Source organism: Paenibacillus sp. FSL A5-0031 (genome assembly GCF_001956295.1).
Classification (GTDB): Bacteria; Bacillota; Bacilli; order Paenibacillales; family Paenibacillaceae; genus Pristimantibacillus.
This window is the reverse complement of record NZ_MRTD01000016.1, coordinates 53,224-69,075: the sequence shown is the minus strand read 5'-3', so window position 1 is coordinate 69,075 and position 15,852 is coordinate 53,224. Positions and strand designations below refer to the sequence as shown.

Here is a 15,852-nt window from a genome sequence, read left to right as displayed (position 1 = left end):
GAAAGTATATCGTTTTCTCATACTGTTCTTATATTTCACCGTCAAAGCTACTTCAGCGTCTAAGGAAGGCGTTTTTGCTTGAAGAAAGGGGTATCTGGATGAAACAATCGGCTGTAAAATACAGTGTTATCGTTCCTATGTACAACGAAGAAGAGGTTATCGAGCATACGTATGAGCGGCTGAAGCTGGTCATGGACAGCACGAACGAGTGTTATGAGCTTATTTTCGTCAATGATGGAAGTAAAGATCGTACGGTCGAATTAGTTTCCATGATCTGCGATTTCGATCCAAATGTCCGAATGATTAATTTTTCACGTAATTTTGGTCATCAAATCGCGATTTCAGCGGGGATGGATTATGCGCAGGGTGATGCGATCGTCGTCATTGATGCGGATCTACAAGATCCTCCAGAGGTCATTATCGATATGATCGCCAAATGGAAGGAAGGCTTTGAGGTTGTTTATGGCAAACGTCTTAAGCGCAAGGGCGAGACGATGTTCAAGAAAATAACCGCTAAGCTGTTTTATCGCACGCTGCGCAGCTTAACGAATGTGGATATTCCCGTAGATACGGGGGATTTCCGTTTAATCGACCGGAAGGTATGCGATGTGCTGCGCGGCTTGAAGGAAAAAAATCGGTTCGTTCGCGGCTTGGTTAGCTGGATCGGTTTCCGTCAAACGATGGTTGAATATGAACGGGAAGAACGTTTTGCAGGCGAAACCAAATATCCGCTGAAAAAAATGATTTCTTTTGCCATAGACGGAATAACCTCCTTCTCTTATAAACCATTGAAAATTGCCACCTATGTTGGCTTTACATTATCAATTACGAGCTTTTTGTATTTGTTAGTCGTTATATTCCAGAAGCTGTTTACGGGCACCACGATTGCTGGCTGGGCTTCCATTGTGGCAGTTAATCTTTTGTTTAACGGCATTATATTGATGCTCTTAGGCATAATTGGGGAGTATATAGGCCGGATTTATGAAGAATCCAAAAACCGCCCTTTATACATCGTTCGCGAAGCTCAAGGGTTTCCTGCGAAAGAAGACAATCAATCTTCAGAGTCTGCTGAACAAGATCGGGTTAAAAAATATGTCTAACGCAACATCAAAACGAGCAGCTAGAGGATTCATCGCACAATTTGTAAAGTTCAATTTAGTTGGACTTCTTAATACGTTAATCGATTTTCTGATGTTCACACTCCTCATTTGGTTTGGTGCGTATTATTTACTTGCACAGGTGATCGCATACGGAGCTGGAATGATTAACAGCTATGTGCTAAATAGCCGATATACTTTTAGGAAGAGGGAAAATGAAGCTACAAGCCCGCAGCAGCTAAATAGAGGTATGAGATTCATCGTATGGAACGGCATCATACTAGGTATTACTTTACTGCTGCTTATGGCCTTGAACGAGTGGTGGGGTTTGAATGAGGTCGTCTCAAAGCTGATTGTAACGGTGGTAACCGTTGCGCTTAACTTTTACGGAAGCAAGAAATGGGTTTTCGAGGCGAAAGGACCACAGACTGAGGCCAGCTAGCGGAAGGTGGGGAAAAATGAAAAGAATACTCTCTTATGCATTAGTGATTGTAGGTATTCTCATATTGCTCTATCCAAAAGCGAATGAATGGTACGAGAACCGTCAGCAGGATAAGCTGATGGCTACTTGGGATGAGGCGAGCTTTGATGTGAGCGCAGAGCAGCAAGCGCAGCAGCAATATGAGCAATTAACGGATCTTTTCAACGAGCAATCCGCAGCGACCGAGACGCCGATTCAATCACCGACGGATGCAGCTACACCAGAAGCAACCCCTACAGAGGCGCCAAAAGCACAGAAGATTGCACCCATTGCAACGATTAAGATTGATAAAATAAAGCTTAAGCTTCCTGTCGTTGAGGGAGCCACCCAGAAGAATATGAAATCGGCTACTGCTCACTTAAAGGAAACAACTGCAATAGGCAAAGTCGGCAACGCAGCTATAGCCGGCCATCGGATGCGCTCTAAAGGAAGGCTGTTTAATCGGCTTGGGGAAGTTGAGGTCGGAGATAAAATCGTCGTGGATACAAAAGATGAAAGCTTCACATATACCGTTTATAAAGTATCCATTGTAGATCCGACAGACGTATCTGTTCTTAATTACAACAATAAAGATAAGCTGCTGACTTTGATCACCTGTGATCCCATAGTAAACCCCACGCATCGGCTCATCATTCATGCAAAAATATAATGGGCAGCAGAGCCCATTTTCCCTTCATAACAGCACCAATGGTATCGCCCCTTCATAGTATAAGTTGACTGTATCCCTTAACCTTGTTAAACCATAAAAACCCGCGCAAGGAGGGGTGACAAACATTGAAGGGTAGCGACCATAAGAGCAAGTTTTTATTGACGCATCGTGAACGCGAGGTATTCGAGCTGTTAGTACAGGACAAGACAACAAGAGATATTGCACAACAACTATTCATCAGCGAGAAGACCGTCCGCAACCATATTTCTAATGTCATGCAAAAGCTGAACGTAAAAGGTCGTTCACAAGCGGTTGTCGAGCTAATCAAGCTTGGTGAATTACAAATCTAACATAGCAACCTAATCGGACGGCACTGTGACAAGGTGCTGTCTTATTTTTTGATTTAATAGTTGCATGGATTTGGACAATGGGAGATGATTTTTTATGCTAAAATAAATACATAAATGACAGTAGGAGGGATGTAACGATGAAATGGCAGGAAGTCAGAGAATTGTTTCCCGACCAATTTGTTTTGCTTTCCATACTTGAATACAAAATACAAGAAGATAAAAAAACCGTAACGGAAGTTGCGCCAATAAAGACGATTCCGACGGAAGATGCGAACAAAGCGTTTTTTAGCGCAGAGCCTGGAAGTATTGTTTATCACACATCGAATGAGGATTGTGTAATCCATTTGCGTAAGGACCCGCTATTGCGAGTGAGGCGTGGTTCATGAAGATGAATGATGACGGACAGCTCCTAACCACTACAATCACTCTTTGTTATCGTGGGAAAACGTTACAGATCAGCGATATTATTATAGATACAGGCTCATCACACACGGTTTTCAGCCCTGATATCTTGGATACTATTGGAGTAACATATGAAAATGGAGACGCCGTTTATGAGGCATATGGCATTGGTGGGACCGTTCCTTTTTATACAAAAGTAATGGACTTTATCCAGCTTGATAATCTTAAAGCAGAGCAAATAGAGGTAGATGTTGGTATGCTTCCCAACTCTCATAAGGGGTTGCTAGGACTGGATATTCTAAAAACACATGGTTTTATTATGGACATGGACAAGCTTGAGCTCTACAAGCCTAATTCTAACTAGCAACCTAATCGGACGGCACTGTGACAAGGTGCTGTCTTATTTTTTTAAAATCGATTAATGGGCAATTATTGAAATTGATTATCTAATTATGGAAAATAAACCAGCTAGGAAAGAGGTATTTGTCGAATCTCGTCGAATAATTAGTAATATCATAAATCAAAGAAGGTATCGCTGTGTCGCTTTTACATGTAAAACAAGCTATCCAAAAGAGAAAAGTGAGCCTGACGACGCTAATGATTGGTTTAGTCTCTGTTTCGGTTTTGCTCATGTTAACCATTTTGCTTTTTGCATCCTACCAGTCCAAGAAACAAGCGTTGTATGAAACAACACTTACACTTAATCTTTCAACCGCATCAAAAATGAGCATGACAATGGATTCATTATTTGAGTCGATGCGAAGCAGTCTTAAAAACGCGGCAGACTTTTATTCTTTGAATAGTGATATGAAGCAATCAGATTCCGGAAAATATCTTGATCTCATTCGCAATAGCAGCAACTATTTTAATTCGATTGCCGTAGTTGATGAGAATGGTATCATGCGTACACTGTCCCCTTCATCGATTGGCAAGGCAGGCGAGCCTATAAAAACAGCCGCTGCGAAGGAAGCATTGGCCTCACGAAAGCCATATTTGTCAAAGCCTTATACGAGCGCGACAACGAATAATCTCATGGTATTTATTAGTGAGCCTTTGTTTGATCAAAAGGGTGTGTACCGGGGCTATATCGGTGGAAGCCTCTATTTGCAACAAAATAACGTTCTAAATATGATATTCGGTAATGATAACCTTGACCATAACGGTTCCTATTTCTATGTAGTAGGTTCAGATGGCCACTTGATGTATGATCCTGATAAAAGTCAGATCGGAAAGGATAGTACCTCGAATCTGATCGTTCAGAAGTTGATTAAGGGGCAGAGTGGACAAGAGCTCGCCGTAGATGAAGATGGTGTGAAATGGCTTGCTGGTTACTCCTACGTCCCCGAGAATCAATGGGGGATCGTTGTGCTTTCACCAATAAGCATCGTGAAGGAGCAGTTGAACAATCATATACAAGCGATCCTATTATACACGCTCATACCCTTTATTCTTTTGATGCTCGTGACGACCTTTCTTGCCCGCCGATTGGCTAAACCTTTTGTAACGCTTGCGAATATCGTCAGCAAAATGGGGAAAGAAGAAGTTTCCATACCCGCCATGAAGCATCATTGGAACAGAGAAGCCGATTTATTAACGAGCACGGTCATACTTGCTATGAACGGTATTAAAACGGAAACCGATCGGTTGACACAAGCGGCTATGACGGATGCTTTGACCGGATTAAATAATAGAAGAACGTTAGAAACGATTATGAAAAAATGGATAGAAGAAAAGAAGCCTTACTCCATTGTCGTCCTGGATATTGATCGCTTTAAAACCATTAATGATACATATGGGCATCAGGAAGGTGACAGAGTGCTTCAGCATTTGGCTGACATTGTCAGGTTTTCTGTAACATCTGATGACCTTTGCAGCCGTTATGGAGGGGAAGAGTTCGTTGTCCTGCTGCCGAATGCCGCGCCGGATGCTGCCTTTGAAACTGCTGAGCGAATTCGTACAACGATGGCAAGCAGCGAAAATCATCTGAAGCAGATGGTTACCGTTTCGCTTGGCGTAGCTCAGTTTCCTTCCCATGCACAAACAGCAGATGAATTATTTTCACTTGCAGATCAAGCACTATATAAGGCCAAGCACGCTGGAAGAAACCAGACGGTAATGGCTGACTAATATGCCGCCTCTGAAATTTCTGATTATTATCAATTATTGATGTACTGAAAAGGATTAAGCTAATGAAACCAGACCTAGTGTATACAAAAAAAAGAATGATTTATTTTATCGTTTTATCCATTGCAATCATAAGTATGCTTGTCGGACTTAAACTCATCTCCACCTATCACTATACAACGAAGTCAGCGGAGATCACGCTGGCGAAGCAGTATACGGAAATCGCTACGGATGCAGCAAATGGTTTAGATAAAGTTGCTTACAAGCAATTTCTACTAACCAAAACGGATGATGAGAATCGTAAAAAAATAAAGCTGTATTTGGAGGAGTATCGGAAACGTATAAATGCGCTCTATATTTATATTCTGCTTTTAGATGATACCGATGTTTCCAAAGTAATGGTTAACGCATTTCCGTCTCATATAAAAGATATACCGATTGGTTTTCCTTGTACCGTTCCTTCTAATCAAGTGGAGATGGCTAAAAGAGGGTTAAAATATTCCACAGGAGTGTTACATGATAGGATAAGCGAATCCTATATGTCCGTCGGGGTTCCATTCTTTGATGAGGATGGCACGGTGCTTGGTGTTGTGGGGATCGATATCGCTGCGAAGGATTTAGGCCATGTGGGCAAGTATGTTGTTCAAAATAATATGTTTATTTTCGGAGTGGATGTCCTGTTTGCTTTATTGCTGCTAGCTGGTGTCTATGTGCTTAACAAATGGTACAAAGCCAGGCTTCATCAGGACATGCGTGAATCTGAGAAGGTATACATTTCCGAGTTGGGCAAAATTGTAGAGACCATCAAATCAAGTCGTCATGATCTTATGAATCATCTCCAGGTGTTGAATGGATTAATGGACATCCGAAGGTATGATAAGGCACATGATTATTTAAAACAGCTAACCGAGGAATCCAAAACGCTAAACCTGTCGCTGCATATAAAAAATCCGATTTTAATGGTGCTGTTCCAGAGCAAGAGGGAGCTGGCGCATTCGAAAAATATAATTATAAGCTTCGCTACAGATTATGATGCATTCGATAAAATAGAATCGATGGACTTAGTCAAATTATTTTCTAATTTGTTGGATAATGCGATTGAAGCGGTGGAATCAAATGCTGGGTATATAACGCAGGAGATTCAAGTGCAATGTAAAGCGGAACATGGAAAATATATATTTATAATCGAGAATCCAGCCGTGCTTACGGATGAGGAGCAGAAGAGCTTCTTCCAATATGGTTTTACTACGAAAGCAAAGGGTTCTGTTTTACGAGGAAACGGTCTCTCTATAGTAAGGAGAACGGTGGAGAAATATAAGGGTGAGCTTAAATTTCAATATGAAGAAGGCAAGGTTCGTATTCAAATCCGAATCTAAATGAAAGAGGCTGTACCGCATTCTGATGCAGTACAGCCTCTTTTGCAGAAATTTTATACTATTCCAGAAACATGCTGCTCCACATAGGCTTTAACCTCTTCAGCTGAGCTTAGTGCTAGAACGGCCTGCGCTATCTGCTTCATTTCCTGCTGAGATAGATTTGCGAGCAAAGCGCGAGCAGGAAGTATTGCACTTGCGCTCATACTAAACTCGTCTAAACCTAGACCGAGCAGGATCGGCAGTGCATGCTTCGAGCCCGCCATTTCACCGCACATCCCCACCCATTTGCCATGAGCATGAGCGGCTGCAATAACACGATTAATGAGCTGTAAAATAGCTGGATGAAGCGGGTCGTTTAGATAGGAAAGCTTAGGATTCATACGATCTGCAGCAAATGTATACTGAACTAAATCGTTTGTTCCGATACTGAAGAAATCAACTTCCTTGGCGAATAAATCCGCTAGCAGAGCCGCTGCTGGAATTTCGATCATGATGCCGGCTTCGATCCCAGCGTTAAAGGGAATACCTGCTTTGGTCAGTTCCTGCTTTGTTTCTTCCAGCATAGCTTTAGCTTGGCGCCATTCACCCAGTGTAGCAATCATAGGGAACATAATTTTTAAGTTGCCGTATGCGCTGGCCCGCAAAATCGCCCGAAGTTGTGTCTTGAACATATCCGGTCGATCCAAGCAGATACGAATGGCACGGTAACCAAGGAAGGGGTTGTCTTCCTTAGGCAGGTTGAGGTAATCAATTTCCTTGTCTCCGCCAATATCTATCGTTCGGATGACGATAGGCGCATTGCCTCCAAACGCTTCTGCTGCTTTGCGATAAGCTTCAAACTGTGTATCCTCGGAGGGCAGCCCAGCTGTGTCCATATATAGAAACTCGGTACGAAAGAGTCCGATGCCTTCAGCTCCTGCCGCAGCGGCAAGCTCTGCATCCTTAACTAAGCCGATATTAGCTACAAGCTCAACCTGTACGCCATCGCTGCTTACGGAAGGCTGATTCATAAAGGTTTGATAAAATTGCTTGCTTTCAAGCTGCTGCTTTTGCAATTGTGAATATCGAGTTAACGTTTCATTATCCGGGTCCACGTAAATATGACCATCTGTCCCGTCAATAATGACGGTTTGGCCGTTTTTCACTGCCTGCTCCATGGAACTGCCGATTCCGACAATAGCAGGAATGCCGATAGACCTTGCAATAATGGCAGAGTGGGAAGTGCGCCCGCCTGCTTGCGTTGCGAAGCCAATCACTTTGCTTGGATCGAGCTGAGCCGTATCCGAAGGTGTTAAATCTTCTGCAAACAAAATGATAGAACCTGACTCATCATTCAAGGATGTTGATGAAATGCCTTGCAGCTTGTGTAATACACGTAGGCTTACGTCACGAATATCGGCTGCTCTTTCCTTCAAATAGGGATCATCCAGCCCTCCAATCATTTCTGCAATCTCTTCAGAGGTGTTGAAAAAGACGAATTCTACATTGATCCGTTCGGATCTGACGATCTCTTTCGAGCGATCGATGAGCTCTTCATCCTCGAGCAGCATCAGATGCGCTTCAAATATTTCTGCCTCATGCTCTTTGTTCTGAGCAATCAGCTTGGCATGGATGGCTTCAAGCTCTTCATGAGTTGAAGCAATTGCAGCTTCAAAACGTTTAATTTCATCGTCCAATTGATTGTCTTCCAAGTGAACCTTCTCGATCTGGAGAGGTTTTGTTGACAATACTTTAGCTACGCCGATCGCATATCCAGGAGATGCGGCAATTCCTTGAAGCATCATCTCTTATTGCCCCTTTTCTGCATGCGCCTCAATAGAGACAAGAATCTCTCCGATAGCTGCTACAACAGCCTCAGCGTGCTCACCCTCAGCAGAAACGGCAATGCTGTCTCCAAGTTTTGCCCCAACGGAGATGACATGAACTAGACTTTTGGCATTGAAGCTTTTGCCATCCTTCTCTAGTGTAACTGTTCCTGTGAATGCCTTTGCTGCTTCAACGATCTTGCGTGCTGGTCTTGCATGTATGCCAAATGGATTTTGTATAACAAAGCTGTTTTTCATCGTTTTTCACTCCTATTATGGTTGTTGTTACATTATTTTTTTGATTTCGTCTTTCAACTGTTCGGACTGCGTGCCGAATATAACTTGCACGGCGCCTTTGCCTAAACGGATAATGCCTGCTGCGCCCATGCCCTTGAGCTGTGTATCATTGACAATCGATTCATCCTTCACGACTAAGCGAAGACGTGTAATACAAGCATCTAGACCGACGATATTTGAAGATCCGCCGAGCGCATGCAGCACATTTTCTGCTTTACTGCCAGATGCGGCTGCAGTCTTTTCTTTGTTATCGGCTTTGTCCTCGGCCGTCTCATCTTCGCGACCTGGCGTCTTAATATTGAATTTGACGATGATAAAGCGAAATAAGAAATAATACACGACGGCAAAGGCAAGGCCCACCGGAATAATAAGCAGCGGATTCGTCGCGAGCTGATAATTGATCGCATAATCAATAAAGCCTGCTGAGAAGCCAAACCCATGCCTAACCTCCAGCTGGTAGAGGATGAAGCCGGATAACCCTGTTAAAATGGCATGAATGACAAATAGAAACGGTGCTGCGAACATAAAAGCAAATTCAAGCGGTTCTGTAATTCCTGTCAGGAATGAAGCGAATGCCGTACCAATAAATATGGAAGCAACGAGTTTGCGCTTCTCTTTGCGAGCTGTGTGGATAATCGCAAGCGCGCCTGCTGGCAGTGCAAACATCATAATCGGGAAGAAGCCAGTCATAAACATGCCCGCTGTTTTGTCTCCAGCGAAAAAGCGATACAAGTCACCGTGCACTACTTTGCCTGTTGCATCTGTATAGTCGCCGATTTGGAACCAAGCGATGGAATTAATAACATGATGCAAGCCGGTAGGAATAAGCAGTCGGTTTGCTGTAAGAAAAACAAAGGAGCCGATTCCGCCAAAACCAACGACCCAGCGGCCAAAAGTATCCAGCGCCATTTGAACAGGACCCCAAACAAGACCGAGCAAGAGAGCAACGATAACCATAACGAGCGAGGTTATGATAGGGACAAATCGTTTGCCGCTGAAGAAGCCAAGCCAGTCGGGCAGCTTAATCGTATGGAATCTTTTATATAAGTACGCTGAAATCAAACCAGCAATAATACCGCCAAGGACGCCCATGTTGAGTTCAACATCTTTTCCAACGATGTTGGTAAAGACGAGCGGCACTTTAATTTGAACGGTTACAAGCACTTGGTACGCGATAACGGCAGCCAGTGCGGCAACTGCATCACCAGCAAGTCCAATGGCAACACCGACGGCAAATATGAGCGGTAAGTTATCGAAAATTGCGGCGCCGCCAGCAGCAAGAAACGGTGCGATGTATTGATTAATAAACTCTCCTGCGCTACCCATGTGAAAGTCTTTTACATAGTCAATATTACCGAAACGAAGCAGGATGGAAGCCGCTGGAAGAGCGGCGACTGGAAGCATTAATGCTTTACCTATTTTTTGTAGGAAGGCCAGCATAGTTATTCGTCCTCTTTTCTTATGCAAGTGTAGGGGTGCTTCTTTAGCCGTTCATAGCTGCCTTGAGCAGAAGCTCCTTGCCAGCTGTGACAGAACCGCTGGTGATCAAATGCTCCAACTGCTTCACATCATCCTCGTTTGCGACAACAATAGGTGTGATGGATGGATAACCTGCAGCTTCGATTTTGGAGCGATCAAATGTTATAAGTGCATCACCGGCTTGAAAGGTGTCACCTGAAGCTACATGCGCCTCAAAACCATCGCCATTTAGAGCTACAGTATTGATACCGATGTGAATGAGAAGCTGCAGGCCTGATGCATGCTCAATAATAATGGCATGATTGGTATGAATAAGATGAGATACAGTACCATCGAAAGGTGCGACGATTGTCCCTTCAGACGGCTCAATTGCAAGTCCGTCACCCATATGTTTGCCTGCGAAAGCTTCATCAGGAACAGCGGTTAACGGCACGACCTTTCCTGACAAGGGTGCTGATATTTCAATTGTTTTTTGTTTTGACTTTCCAAAAAGTTTAGATAGCATAATAATATCCTCCTAGTGTTGGTCTGCTTGTTTAATAAGTTGCCCTACCGGTACATTGTGAATTCCAGAATAAACATGAAACGATAAAAACCCTATTTCTTCTTCCGGGATGCCAACATGGAATTGCTCACTAATCCACTCAGCCAATTTGGCAGCAATTTCGAACTCTAAAGGAAAGCTCTGTTTCGTCTCGTTTAGAAAGGGATTAACAATATCCATGCCATTGTGAAGTCGATAAACAGCAAATTGGATGTGGCTCGGCAGTGTGAAATATAGTTTCGGGTTTACTTCGACACCCGTTTTCTGTTTGATGTAATCGGCTATTCGCTCTGTCATATCAATGATGGTTGGATCGATTTCTTCAAGATACGTGTGATATTTCTTCATTTGTTCGGAATCGTCCAAACGAAATCGTTTTTCTATTCGGTTATCGGTTCGATCAATGATTTGTCCGGCTTTAAGACTGAACCCTAATCCTTTGCCAAAAATGACGTATTCTTTCTCCGTTTGCACATCAATTGTTAATAACACATTGTTGCCGATTGCGCGTTCAACCCGAAAGGCGCGAGCCATACTTGAAATCCCTCCTTTGTCATTAAGGTGCCCATCTGGCAAAAAAAAGAGCCAAGAAAAGAAAACCGTTCTAAAAGGAAATTAGAAGGTAATCTGTTCTTGGCTCATGCCTCTTTTAGTGAGTAACACGCCAATTCCATATGATTGATCGTTTTAATCGATAAAATGATGTTTAACACCATTCATTTGAATATTAACATCATAAGAATGTAAAACGCTTTCGTCAAGAGGATATTCACTTGAAAAATATCACTTTCATCATTTTCAATAACCGTCAGTGGAATGACCGAGCTCCTCAGAAAGCTCCATCCCTTCGTTTGCAGGCGTTGTTCCAACGTGTTTTGTACTGTTGCCGAGCTTATCGGTTGTCTGTAGTCCTTCCTTCACACGTTTGCCATATTCGGGATCCGCTTCTGTGAAATGCTGAATCATTTGATCACGAATAACTGTGCTGCATGTGCTGAGTGCATCTACCAAATTTTCGATAAGCTCATCCTTCTCCCAGTCCTCGAATTTGCGATAGGTCTCTCCAGCTTGTTTGAAATTGTTTTGGCGATCGATAGGCTGTTTTACGAGTTTTGCGGAATAGGAGGGCTCATGAGGCTCACCCGATTTTGGTGATTCTGTTAATCCGCCCATTGTAGACGGCTCATAATTGACATGCGGATTTTGGCCGGGAGCAATGTCAATATAGAAAGCCATTTGTCCGTCACGCTGATTGGTAGCGACACGTTTCTTCGGTGCGTTGATCGGCAATTGAAGGTAGTTGGAGCCGACGCGGTGGCGCTGAGTATCAGAATAGGAAAAAGTCCGGCCCTGCAGCATCTTATCGTCAGAGAAATCTAGACCATCTACGAGTACGCCTGTGCCAAAGGCCGCTTGCTCGACTTCTGCAAAGTAGTTTTCCGGGTTTTTGTTTAAGACCATCTTCCCAACGGGCAGCATCGGGAATAGTTCAGGGTCCCAAAGCTTTGTGTCGTCCAGCGGGTCAAAATCAAGCTCTTCATGCTCGTCATCACTCATCCACTGCACTTGTAATTCCCAAGCTGGAAATTCACCACGTTCGATGGCTTCATACAAATCTTGGGTTCCGTGATTGAAATTTTTCCCTTGGATTTGCTCTGCTTCACTTTGTTTTAAGTTGCGAATGCCTTGAAGCGGCTCCCAATGGTATTTGACGAGTACGCCTTCGCCTGCGGCATTAACCCATTTGTATGTATTGACGCCGGAGCCCTGCATTTGCCTATAGTTTGCGGGTATTCCCCATGGCGAGAACAAAAAGGTAATCATATGGGTAGCTTCCGGCGATTGAGATACAAAATCAAAAAAACGTTCCATACTTTGTACATTGGTGACTGGGTCGGGCTTGAATGCATGAACCATATCAGGAAATTTCATCGCATCCCGTATGAAAAATATTTTCAGATTGTTGCCGACAAGATCCCAGTTGCCATCTTCAGTATAAAACTTGGTAGCGAACCCGCGTGGATCGCGCAGCGTTTCTGGTGAATGGCCTCCGTGAATAACGCTGGAAAAACGAACGAATACGGGCGTACGCTTGCCCGGCTCTTGAAATAGTTTGGCTCTCGTATATTTTGCAATGGGCTCTTCGCCAAGCTTGCCGTAAGCCTCGAAATAACCGTGCGCACCTGCGCCGCGGCCGTGCACAACACGTTCTGGAATACGTTCTCTGTCAAAATGAGATATTTTCTCGATGAAATGATAGTTCTCCAGTGTCGACGGACCACGATTGCCAACAGTACGAATATTTTGATTGTCTGAGATAGGGTGACCTTGCCGATCAGTTAATGTCGAATCTGGTGTCTCATTCGTCGCCATGATGTTTTCATCCTCCAATTTAATGCAATTGATATTTCTAGCGTATAGTTTAAGTCATACAAGTTTTTATTATTCATACATTAGATATAGTAATGAAATGCTATTTTTGCTCGAAAAATGTGAAGATTATGGTATGATAGAACCATATTTGTACAATAAATGATGGATTTGCTTACGAATTGAATGTTAATTACAAAGTGTGCAGGAGGACCATATGTTAAAATTTAGTCTTTTAATATTCTTATTTTGGTTGTTTGGCAACCCGTTTATAGCTATTCTTGTCATGCTTCTCCTGCTGTATGTGCTTGATCGTCGTTTTGTCGGGTTAATGCCAAGCATATTTAAACCACTAAAAAGAATATCAAGAATAAAAAAACTGAAACAGCAAATTGATCGGTCGCCAAATGATGTGTCCTCCAAGCATGAGTTGGCTCGTCTTTTAATTGAGAGAAAGAAGTATAAAGAGGCTTTGACATGGCTTGTCCCGCTGCAGCCTATGCTTGATGAATCAGCTGAATTTTGGGATGACTTAGGGACTTGTTATTTATATACCGGTGATGAGGAAAATGGGGTTGCAGGCATACTTCGGGGGCTGGAGCTTAATCCACGCGTCAAATACGGTGCACCATACTTGAATCTAGCGGCTCATTTCTCGAATGGCCAAACGGAGCAAGCGCTTAAGCATATCCAATCCTTTCAATCGATAAACTCCTCATCCTGCGAGGCATATGATCAACTTACTACGATATATAAGAAATTAGGCAATACGGCTGAAGCCAAAAAAGCTATTGAAGAAGGACTTCGAATTTATCGTATGCTTCCTCGTTATAAGAAGCGGCAGGAGCGCAAGTGGGCCGTTCGATTGTTTTTCAAAAAATGGACGGTTTAACCTAGAACGAAATACTAGCGCTTTGGTTGATATTCATGTATTTGTAATCATTTGTTAGTGATTGTCATATTGTCGTTTAGTTTAGGATGATCCATAATGGAAGCTATAATAAATAGAAGGGCAAGATGCTTGAGATGCAACGCAACATTTGGCTTGTGGCGATTAGTATTATCGTCGTTTTAGTTTTATTAAATAATACGGCTTATTATTTTCTCACAAAAAAAACGCTGGAAGATTCCTTTAATGAAGAGCTTCTGACACATGCCAAGCGGCTGGAGATTTCGCTCGAGCAATCCCGCGAAGGCTCGGAACAGTTTCAAAACCAGATTGGACGTGAACTTCGCGCCGCCTCGATTGCAATTCAATATGCGCTTGATCCCGATATTGAGAAAGTAACGACGGAGCAGCTCATGGAGCTGCGCGATAAGCTGGACCTAAGCCACATTACCCTTCTCAAAAAATTGCCTGATGACATTGTTTTATACAAATCATCCAATGCTAAGCAAACCAATATTAGTACAAAAGAATGGAAGCCATGGTACGAGGTGTTCAACCAGCTATTCGAAAACAAAAATGCATCGGTTAATTGGCTTGGACAATCCCTTCCGAACTTCTGGAGCGGACCTTATGAGGTATCGGCAACAAATGTTGATAAGCTTAACAAATGGGGTTACTACTACGACGGAGCTACAAACTATATTATTGATCCTTATGTAGATTATGAGCGACAACAAAAGTATGAGAATGCGACAGGTGTTCACCGCATGATTGAAAATTCAATTCAAAGCAGCGATTCATTGCTTGAAATTGCTTTTATTAATCCGGAGACATTTCCTGATGGGAAAAATACGATTAATCCGCAAGGCGAGGTTCAAGGCCATAAAGTGCAGGAACCGATCTTTTACGGCACGTATAATATTAAATCGAAGCAGGATACGAATTTAGTTCGCAAAGCGTACTTTTCTAAGAAGACGGTCACGTTAAGAGAGAATATCGGCGGCAAAGAGATTTTCAAAATGTATATTCCGGTATTTGTTAATGAGCATGGTATTAATATTACCGATCGTGACGGTCAGCCTATGAATAGCTATGTGCTAATGATGACCTCTGATTATCATGTCATTCAGGATAAGCTGGACTCTCAGTTTCTGAATTTAGGCATTATTATTTTAATTGTCACCTTTTTCAGTTTGTTGATAGCTGTGTTTGCGATGAGATATTACAGGCATTCTCGCGACAAGGTTGTTCGCGTCACGCAGGAGACCTATGTGGACGAGATTAATCAAATGTTCCAGTCTATTCGAGCGCAAAGGCATGATTTCTTGAATCATGTCCAGACCATTCACTCTCTCGCAGAGCTTAACAAATCGCATGAGCTCGTTGCTTATACGAAGGAGCTGACTGGTGATATTCGATTGATGAACGATATTATCAATATTGGCAATCCGGCCATAGCAGCTTTGGTTCGTTCCAAAATCTCGCAAGCGGAAAGCAACAAAATTCAATTCAGCTGCTCCTTTACCGGACTGAATATGCAGGAAATGGGCGTTAGAACGCTTGATGTCAATCGTATGCTTGGCAATTTGATCGATAATGCTTTTGATGAGGTATTGAAATACTCGGAGGATAGGCGCCATGTTACGCTTATCGGCAAACAAACGGCGGATATGCTGGAATTTACGGTAACAAATAATTGTGACGATGCGGAGCTTGCCATTTCAAATCCTATATTTGAAGCAGGTTATTCCACTAAGCAGCAGGATCATCAAGGCTTAGGTTTATCGATTGTAAAAACGATTGCCAAGCAATATAAAGGTGATGTTTATGTGGCAGCAGAGCCGACTGGGAAATTAACGTTTACTGTGAAGATGCCATTATAATATTGTTTTGTGCCTTGCCGAGCGGAGTTCTTCGCCGGCAAGGCTTTTTTTATGCTGCCGCTTATTTCATTTGCAATTGTAATCCAGCTTTTAACGTCAAATGATG

Annotated in this window: 15 protein-coding genes and 1 pseudogene; 10 read left to right on the top strand and 6 right to left on the bottom strand. The window is 42.9% G+C overall.

Annotated elements, in window-relative coordinates; genetic code table 11:
• The first annotated feature begins 98 nt into the window (after nt 1-98).
• The 8 genes from BK120_RS25005 (at nt 99) to BK120_RS24970 (ending at nt 6,479) form a co-directional block, all read left to right on the top strand.
• The gene (locus BK120_RS25005) at nt 99-1,100 is read left to right on the top strand and encodes a glycosyltransferase family 2 protein (protein ID WP_076270223.1); all 1,002 of its coding nucleotides are present in this window, start codon (nt 99-101) and stop codon (nt 1,098-1,100) included.
• Entirely contained in the window at nt 1,093-1,539 is a 447-nt protein-coding gene (locus BK120_RS25000; protein ID WP_076270222.1) for a GtrA family protein, read from the top strand. The genes BK120_RS25005 and BK120_RS25000 overlap by 8 nt, the downstream gene beginning before the upstream one ends.
• Nucleotides 1,540-1,555: 16 nt before the next feature.
• The gene (locus BK120_RS24995; RefSeq protein ID WP_076270221.1) at nt 1,556-2,227 is read left to right on the top strand and encodes a class D sortase; all 672 of its coding nucleotides are present in this window, start codon (nt 1,556-1,558) and stop codon (nt 2,225-2,227) included.
• A 125-nt stretch (nt 2,228-2,352) separates the two neighbouring features.
• Nucleotides 2,353-2,577: a helix-turn-helix domain-containing protein gene (locus tag BK120_RS24990; protein WP_006040330.1), complete on the top strand. Its 225-nt coding sequence runs from the start codon at nt 2,353-2,355 to the stop codon at nt 2,575-2,577.
• A 137-nt stretch (nt 2,578-2,714) separates the two neighbouring features.
• Complete coding sequence (locus BK120_RS24985) at nt 2,715-2,963, top strand: hypothetical protein (protein ID WP_076270220.1); 249 nt, start codon at nt 2,715-2,717, stop codon at nt 2,961-2,963.
• Entirely contained in the window at nt 2,960-3,343 is a 384-nt protein-coding gene (locus tag BK120_RS24980) for a retropepsin-like aspartic protease (protein ID WP_076270219.1), read from the top strand. Before BK120_RS24985 ends, BK120_RS24980 begins: the two co-directional genes overlap by 4 nt.
• 173 nt (nt 3,344-3,516) lie before the next feature.
• Nucleotides 3,517-5,106, top strand: coding sequence for a sensor domain-containing diguanylate cyclase (locus BK120_RS24975; protein WP_256711016.1), 1,590 nt, complete (start codon nt 3,517-3,519; stop codon nt 5,104-5,106).
• Nucleotides 5,107-5,168: 62 nt separating this feature from the next.
• Complete coding sequence (locus tag BK120_RS24970; protein ID WP_076270218.1) at nt 5,169-6,479, top strand: GHKL domain-containing protein; 1,311 nt, start codon at nt 5,169-5,171, stop codon at nt 6,477-6,479.
• A gap of 53 nt (nt 6,480-6,532) precedes the next feature.
• Here the strand turns inward: BK120_RS24970 and ptsP are convergent, their stop codons facing one another.
• From ptsP to BK120_RS24940, 6 genes and pseudogenes are all read right to left on the bottom strand, one after another.
• Entirely contained in the window at nt 6,533-8,263 is a 1,731-nt protein-coding gene (ptsP, locus tag BK120_RS24965; protein WP_076270217.1) for a phosphoenolpyruvate--protein phosphotransferase, read from the bottom strand.
• A gap of 3 nt (nt 8,264-8,266) precedes the next feature.
• A complete protein-coding gene (locus BK120_RS24960) occupies nt 8,267-8,542 on the bottom strand; it encodes an HPr family phosphocarrier protein (RefSeq protein WP_076270216.1) in 276 nt (91 codons plus the stop codon).
• A gap of 27 nt (nt 8,543-8,569) precedes the next feature.
• Nucleotides 8,570-10,021 (bottom strand): N-acetylglucosamine-specific PTS transporter subunit IIBC, encoded by a 1,452-nt coding sequence (gene nagE / locus BK120_RS24955; protein ID WP_076270215.1) that lies wholly within the window; start codon nt 10,019-10,021, stop codon nt 8,570-8,572.
• Nucleotides 10,022-10,064: 43 nt separating this feature from the next.
• On the bottom strand, nt 10,065-10,565 hold the full coding sequence (locus tag BK120_RS24950; protein ID WP_076270214.1) for a PTS sugar transporter subunit IIA: 501 nt from the start codon (nt 10,563-10,565) through the stop codon (nt 10,065-10,067).
• 12 nt (nt 10,566-10,577) lie between these two features.
• Nucleotides 10,578-11,138, bottom strand: a complete 561-nt coding sequence (locus BK120_RS24945) for a PRD domain-containing protein (RefSeq protein ID WP_076270213.1) — start codon at nt 11,136-11,138, stop codon at nt 10,578-10,580.
• A 264-nt stretch (nt 11,139-11,402) separates the two neighbouring features.
• Nucleotides 11,403-12,968, bottom strand: a pseudogene (locus tag BK120_RS24940) (catalase); the annotation flags it as partial.
• 223 nt (nt 12,969-13,191) lie between these two features.
• On the opposite strand from BK120_RS24940, the gene BK120_RS24935 reads away from it, so the two are divergent.
• Together BK120_RS24935 and BK120_RS24930 are read left to right on the top strand one after the other, a co-directional pair.
• Nucleotides 13,192-13,866, top strand: coding sequence for a tetratricopeptide repeat protein (locus BK120_RS24935; RefSeq protein WP_076270211.1), 675 nt, complete (start codon nt 13,192-13,194; stop codon nt 13,864-13,866).
• A 125-nt stretch (nt 13,867-13,991) separates the two neighbouring features.
• Complete coding sequence (locus BK120_RS24930) at nt 13,992-15,746, top strand: sensor histidine kinase (RefSeq protein WP_256711015.1); 1,755 nt, start codon at nt 13,992-13,994, stop codon at nt 15,744-15,746.
• Nucleotides 15,747-15,852 lie beyond the last annotated feature (106 nt).

Bases quoted from the DNA above. Each gene is read 5' to 3' on its own strand.
- BK120_RS25005 (WP_076270223.1), top strand. From the start codon at position 99: ATGAAACAATCGGCTGTAAAATACAGTGTTATCGTTCCTATGTACAAC.
- BK120_RS25000 (WP_076270222.1), top strand. From the start codon at position 1,093: ATGTCTAACGCAACATCAAAACGAGCAGCTAGAGGATTCATCGCACAA.
- BK120_RS24995 (WP_076270221.1), top strand. From the start codon at position 1,556: ATGAAAAGAATACTCTCTTATGCATTAGTGATTGTAGGTATTCTCATA.
- BK120_RS24985 (WP_076270220.1), top strand. From the start codon at position 2,715: ATGAAATGGCAGGAAGTCAGAGAATTGTTTCCCGACCAATTTGTTTTG.
- BK120_RS24980 (WP_076270219.1), top strand. From the start codon at position 2,960: ATGAAGATGAATGATGACGGACAGCTCCTAACCACTACAATCACTCTT.
- BK120_RS24970 (WP_076270218.1), top strand. From the start codon at position 5,169: ATGAAACCAGACCTAGTGTATACAAAAAAAAGAATGATTTATTTTATC.
- ptsP (WP_076270217.1), bottom strand. From the start codon at position 8,263: ATGATGCTTCAAGGAATTGCCGCATCTCCTGGATATGCGATCGGCGTA.
- BK120_RS24960 (WP_076270216.1), bottom strand. From the start codon at position 8,542: ATGAAAAACAGCTTTGTTATACAAAATCCATTTGGCATACATGCAAGA.
- nagE (WP_076270215.1), bottom strand. From the start codon at position 10,021: ATGCTGGCCTTCCTACAAAAAATAGGTAAAGCATTAATGCTTCCAGTC.
- BK120_RS24950 (WP_076270214.1), bottom strand. From the start codon at position 10,565: ATGCTATCTAAACTTTTTGGAAAGTCAAAACAAAAAACAATTGAAATA.
- BK120_RS24945 (WP_076270213.1), bottom strand. From the start codon at position 11,138: ATGGCTCGCGCCTTTCGGGTTGAACGCGCAATCGGCAACAATGTGTTA.
- BK120_RS24935 (WP_076270211.1), top strand. From the start codon at position 13,192: ATGTTAAAATTTAGTCTTTTAATATTCTTATTTTGGTTGTTTGGCAAC.
- BK120_RS24930 (WP_256711015.1), top strand. From the start codon at position 13,992: ATGCTTGAGATGCAACGCAACATTTGGCTTGTGGCGATTAGTATTATC.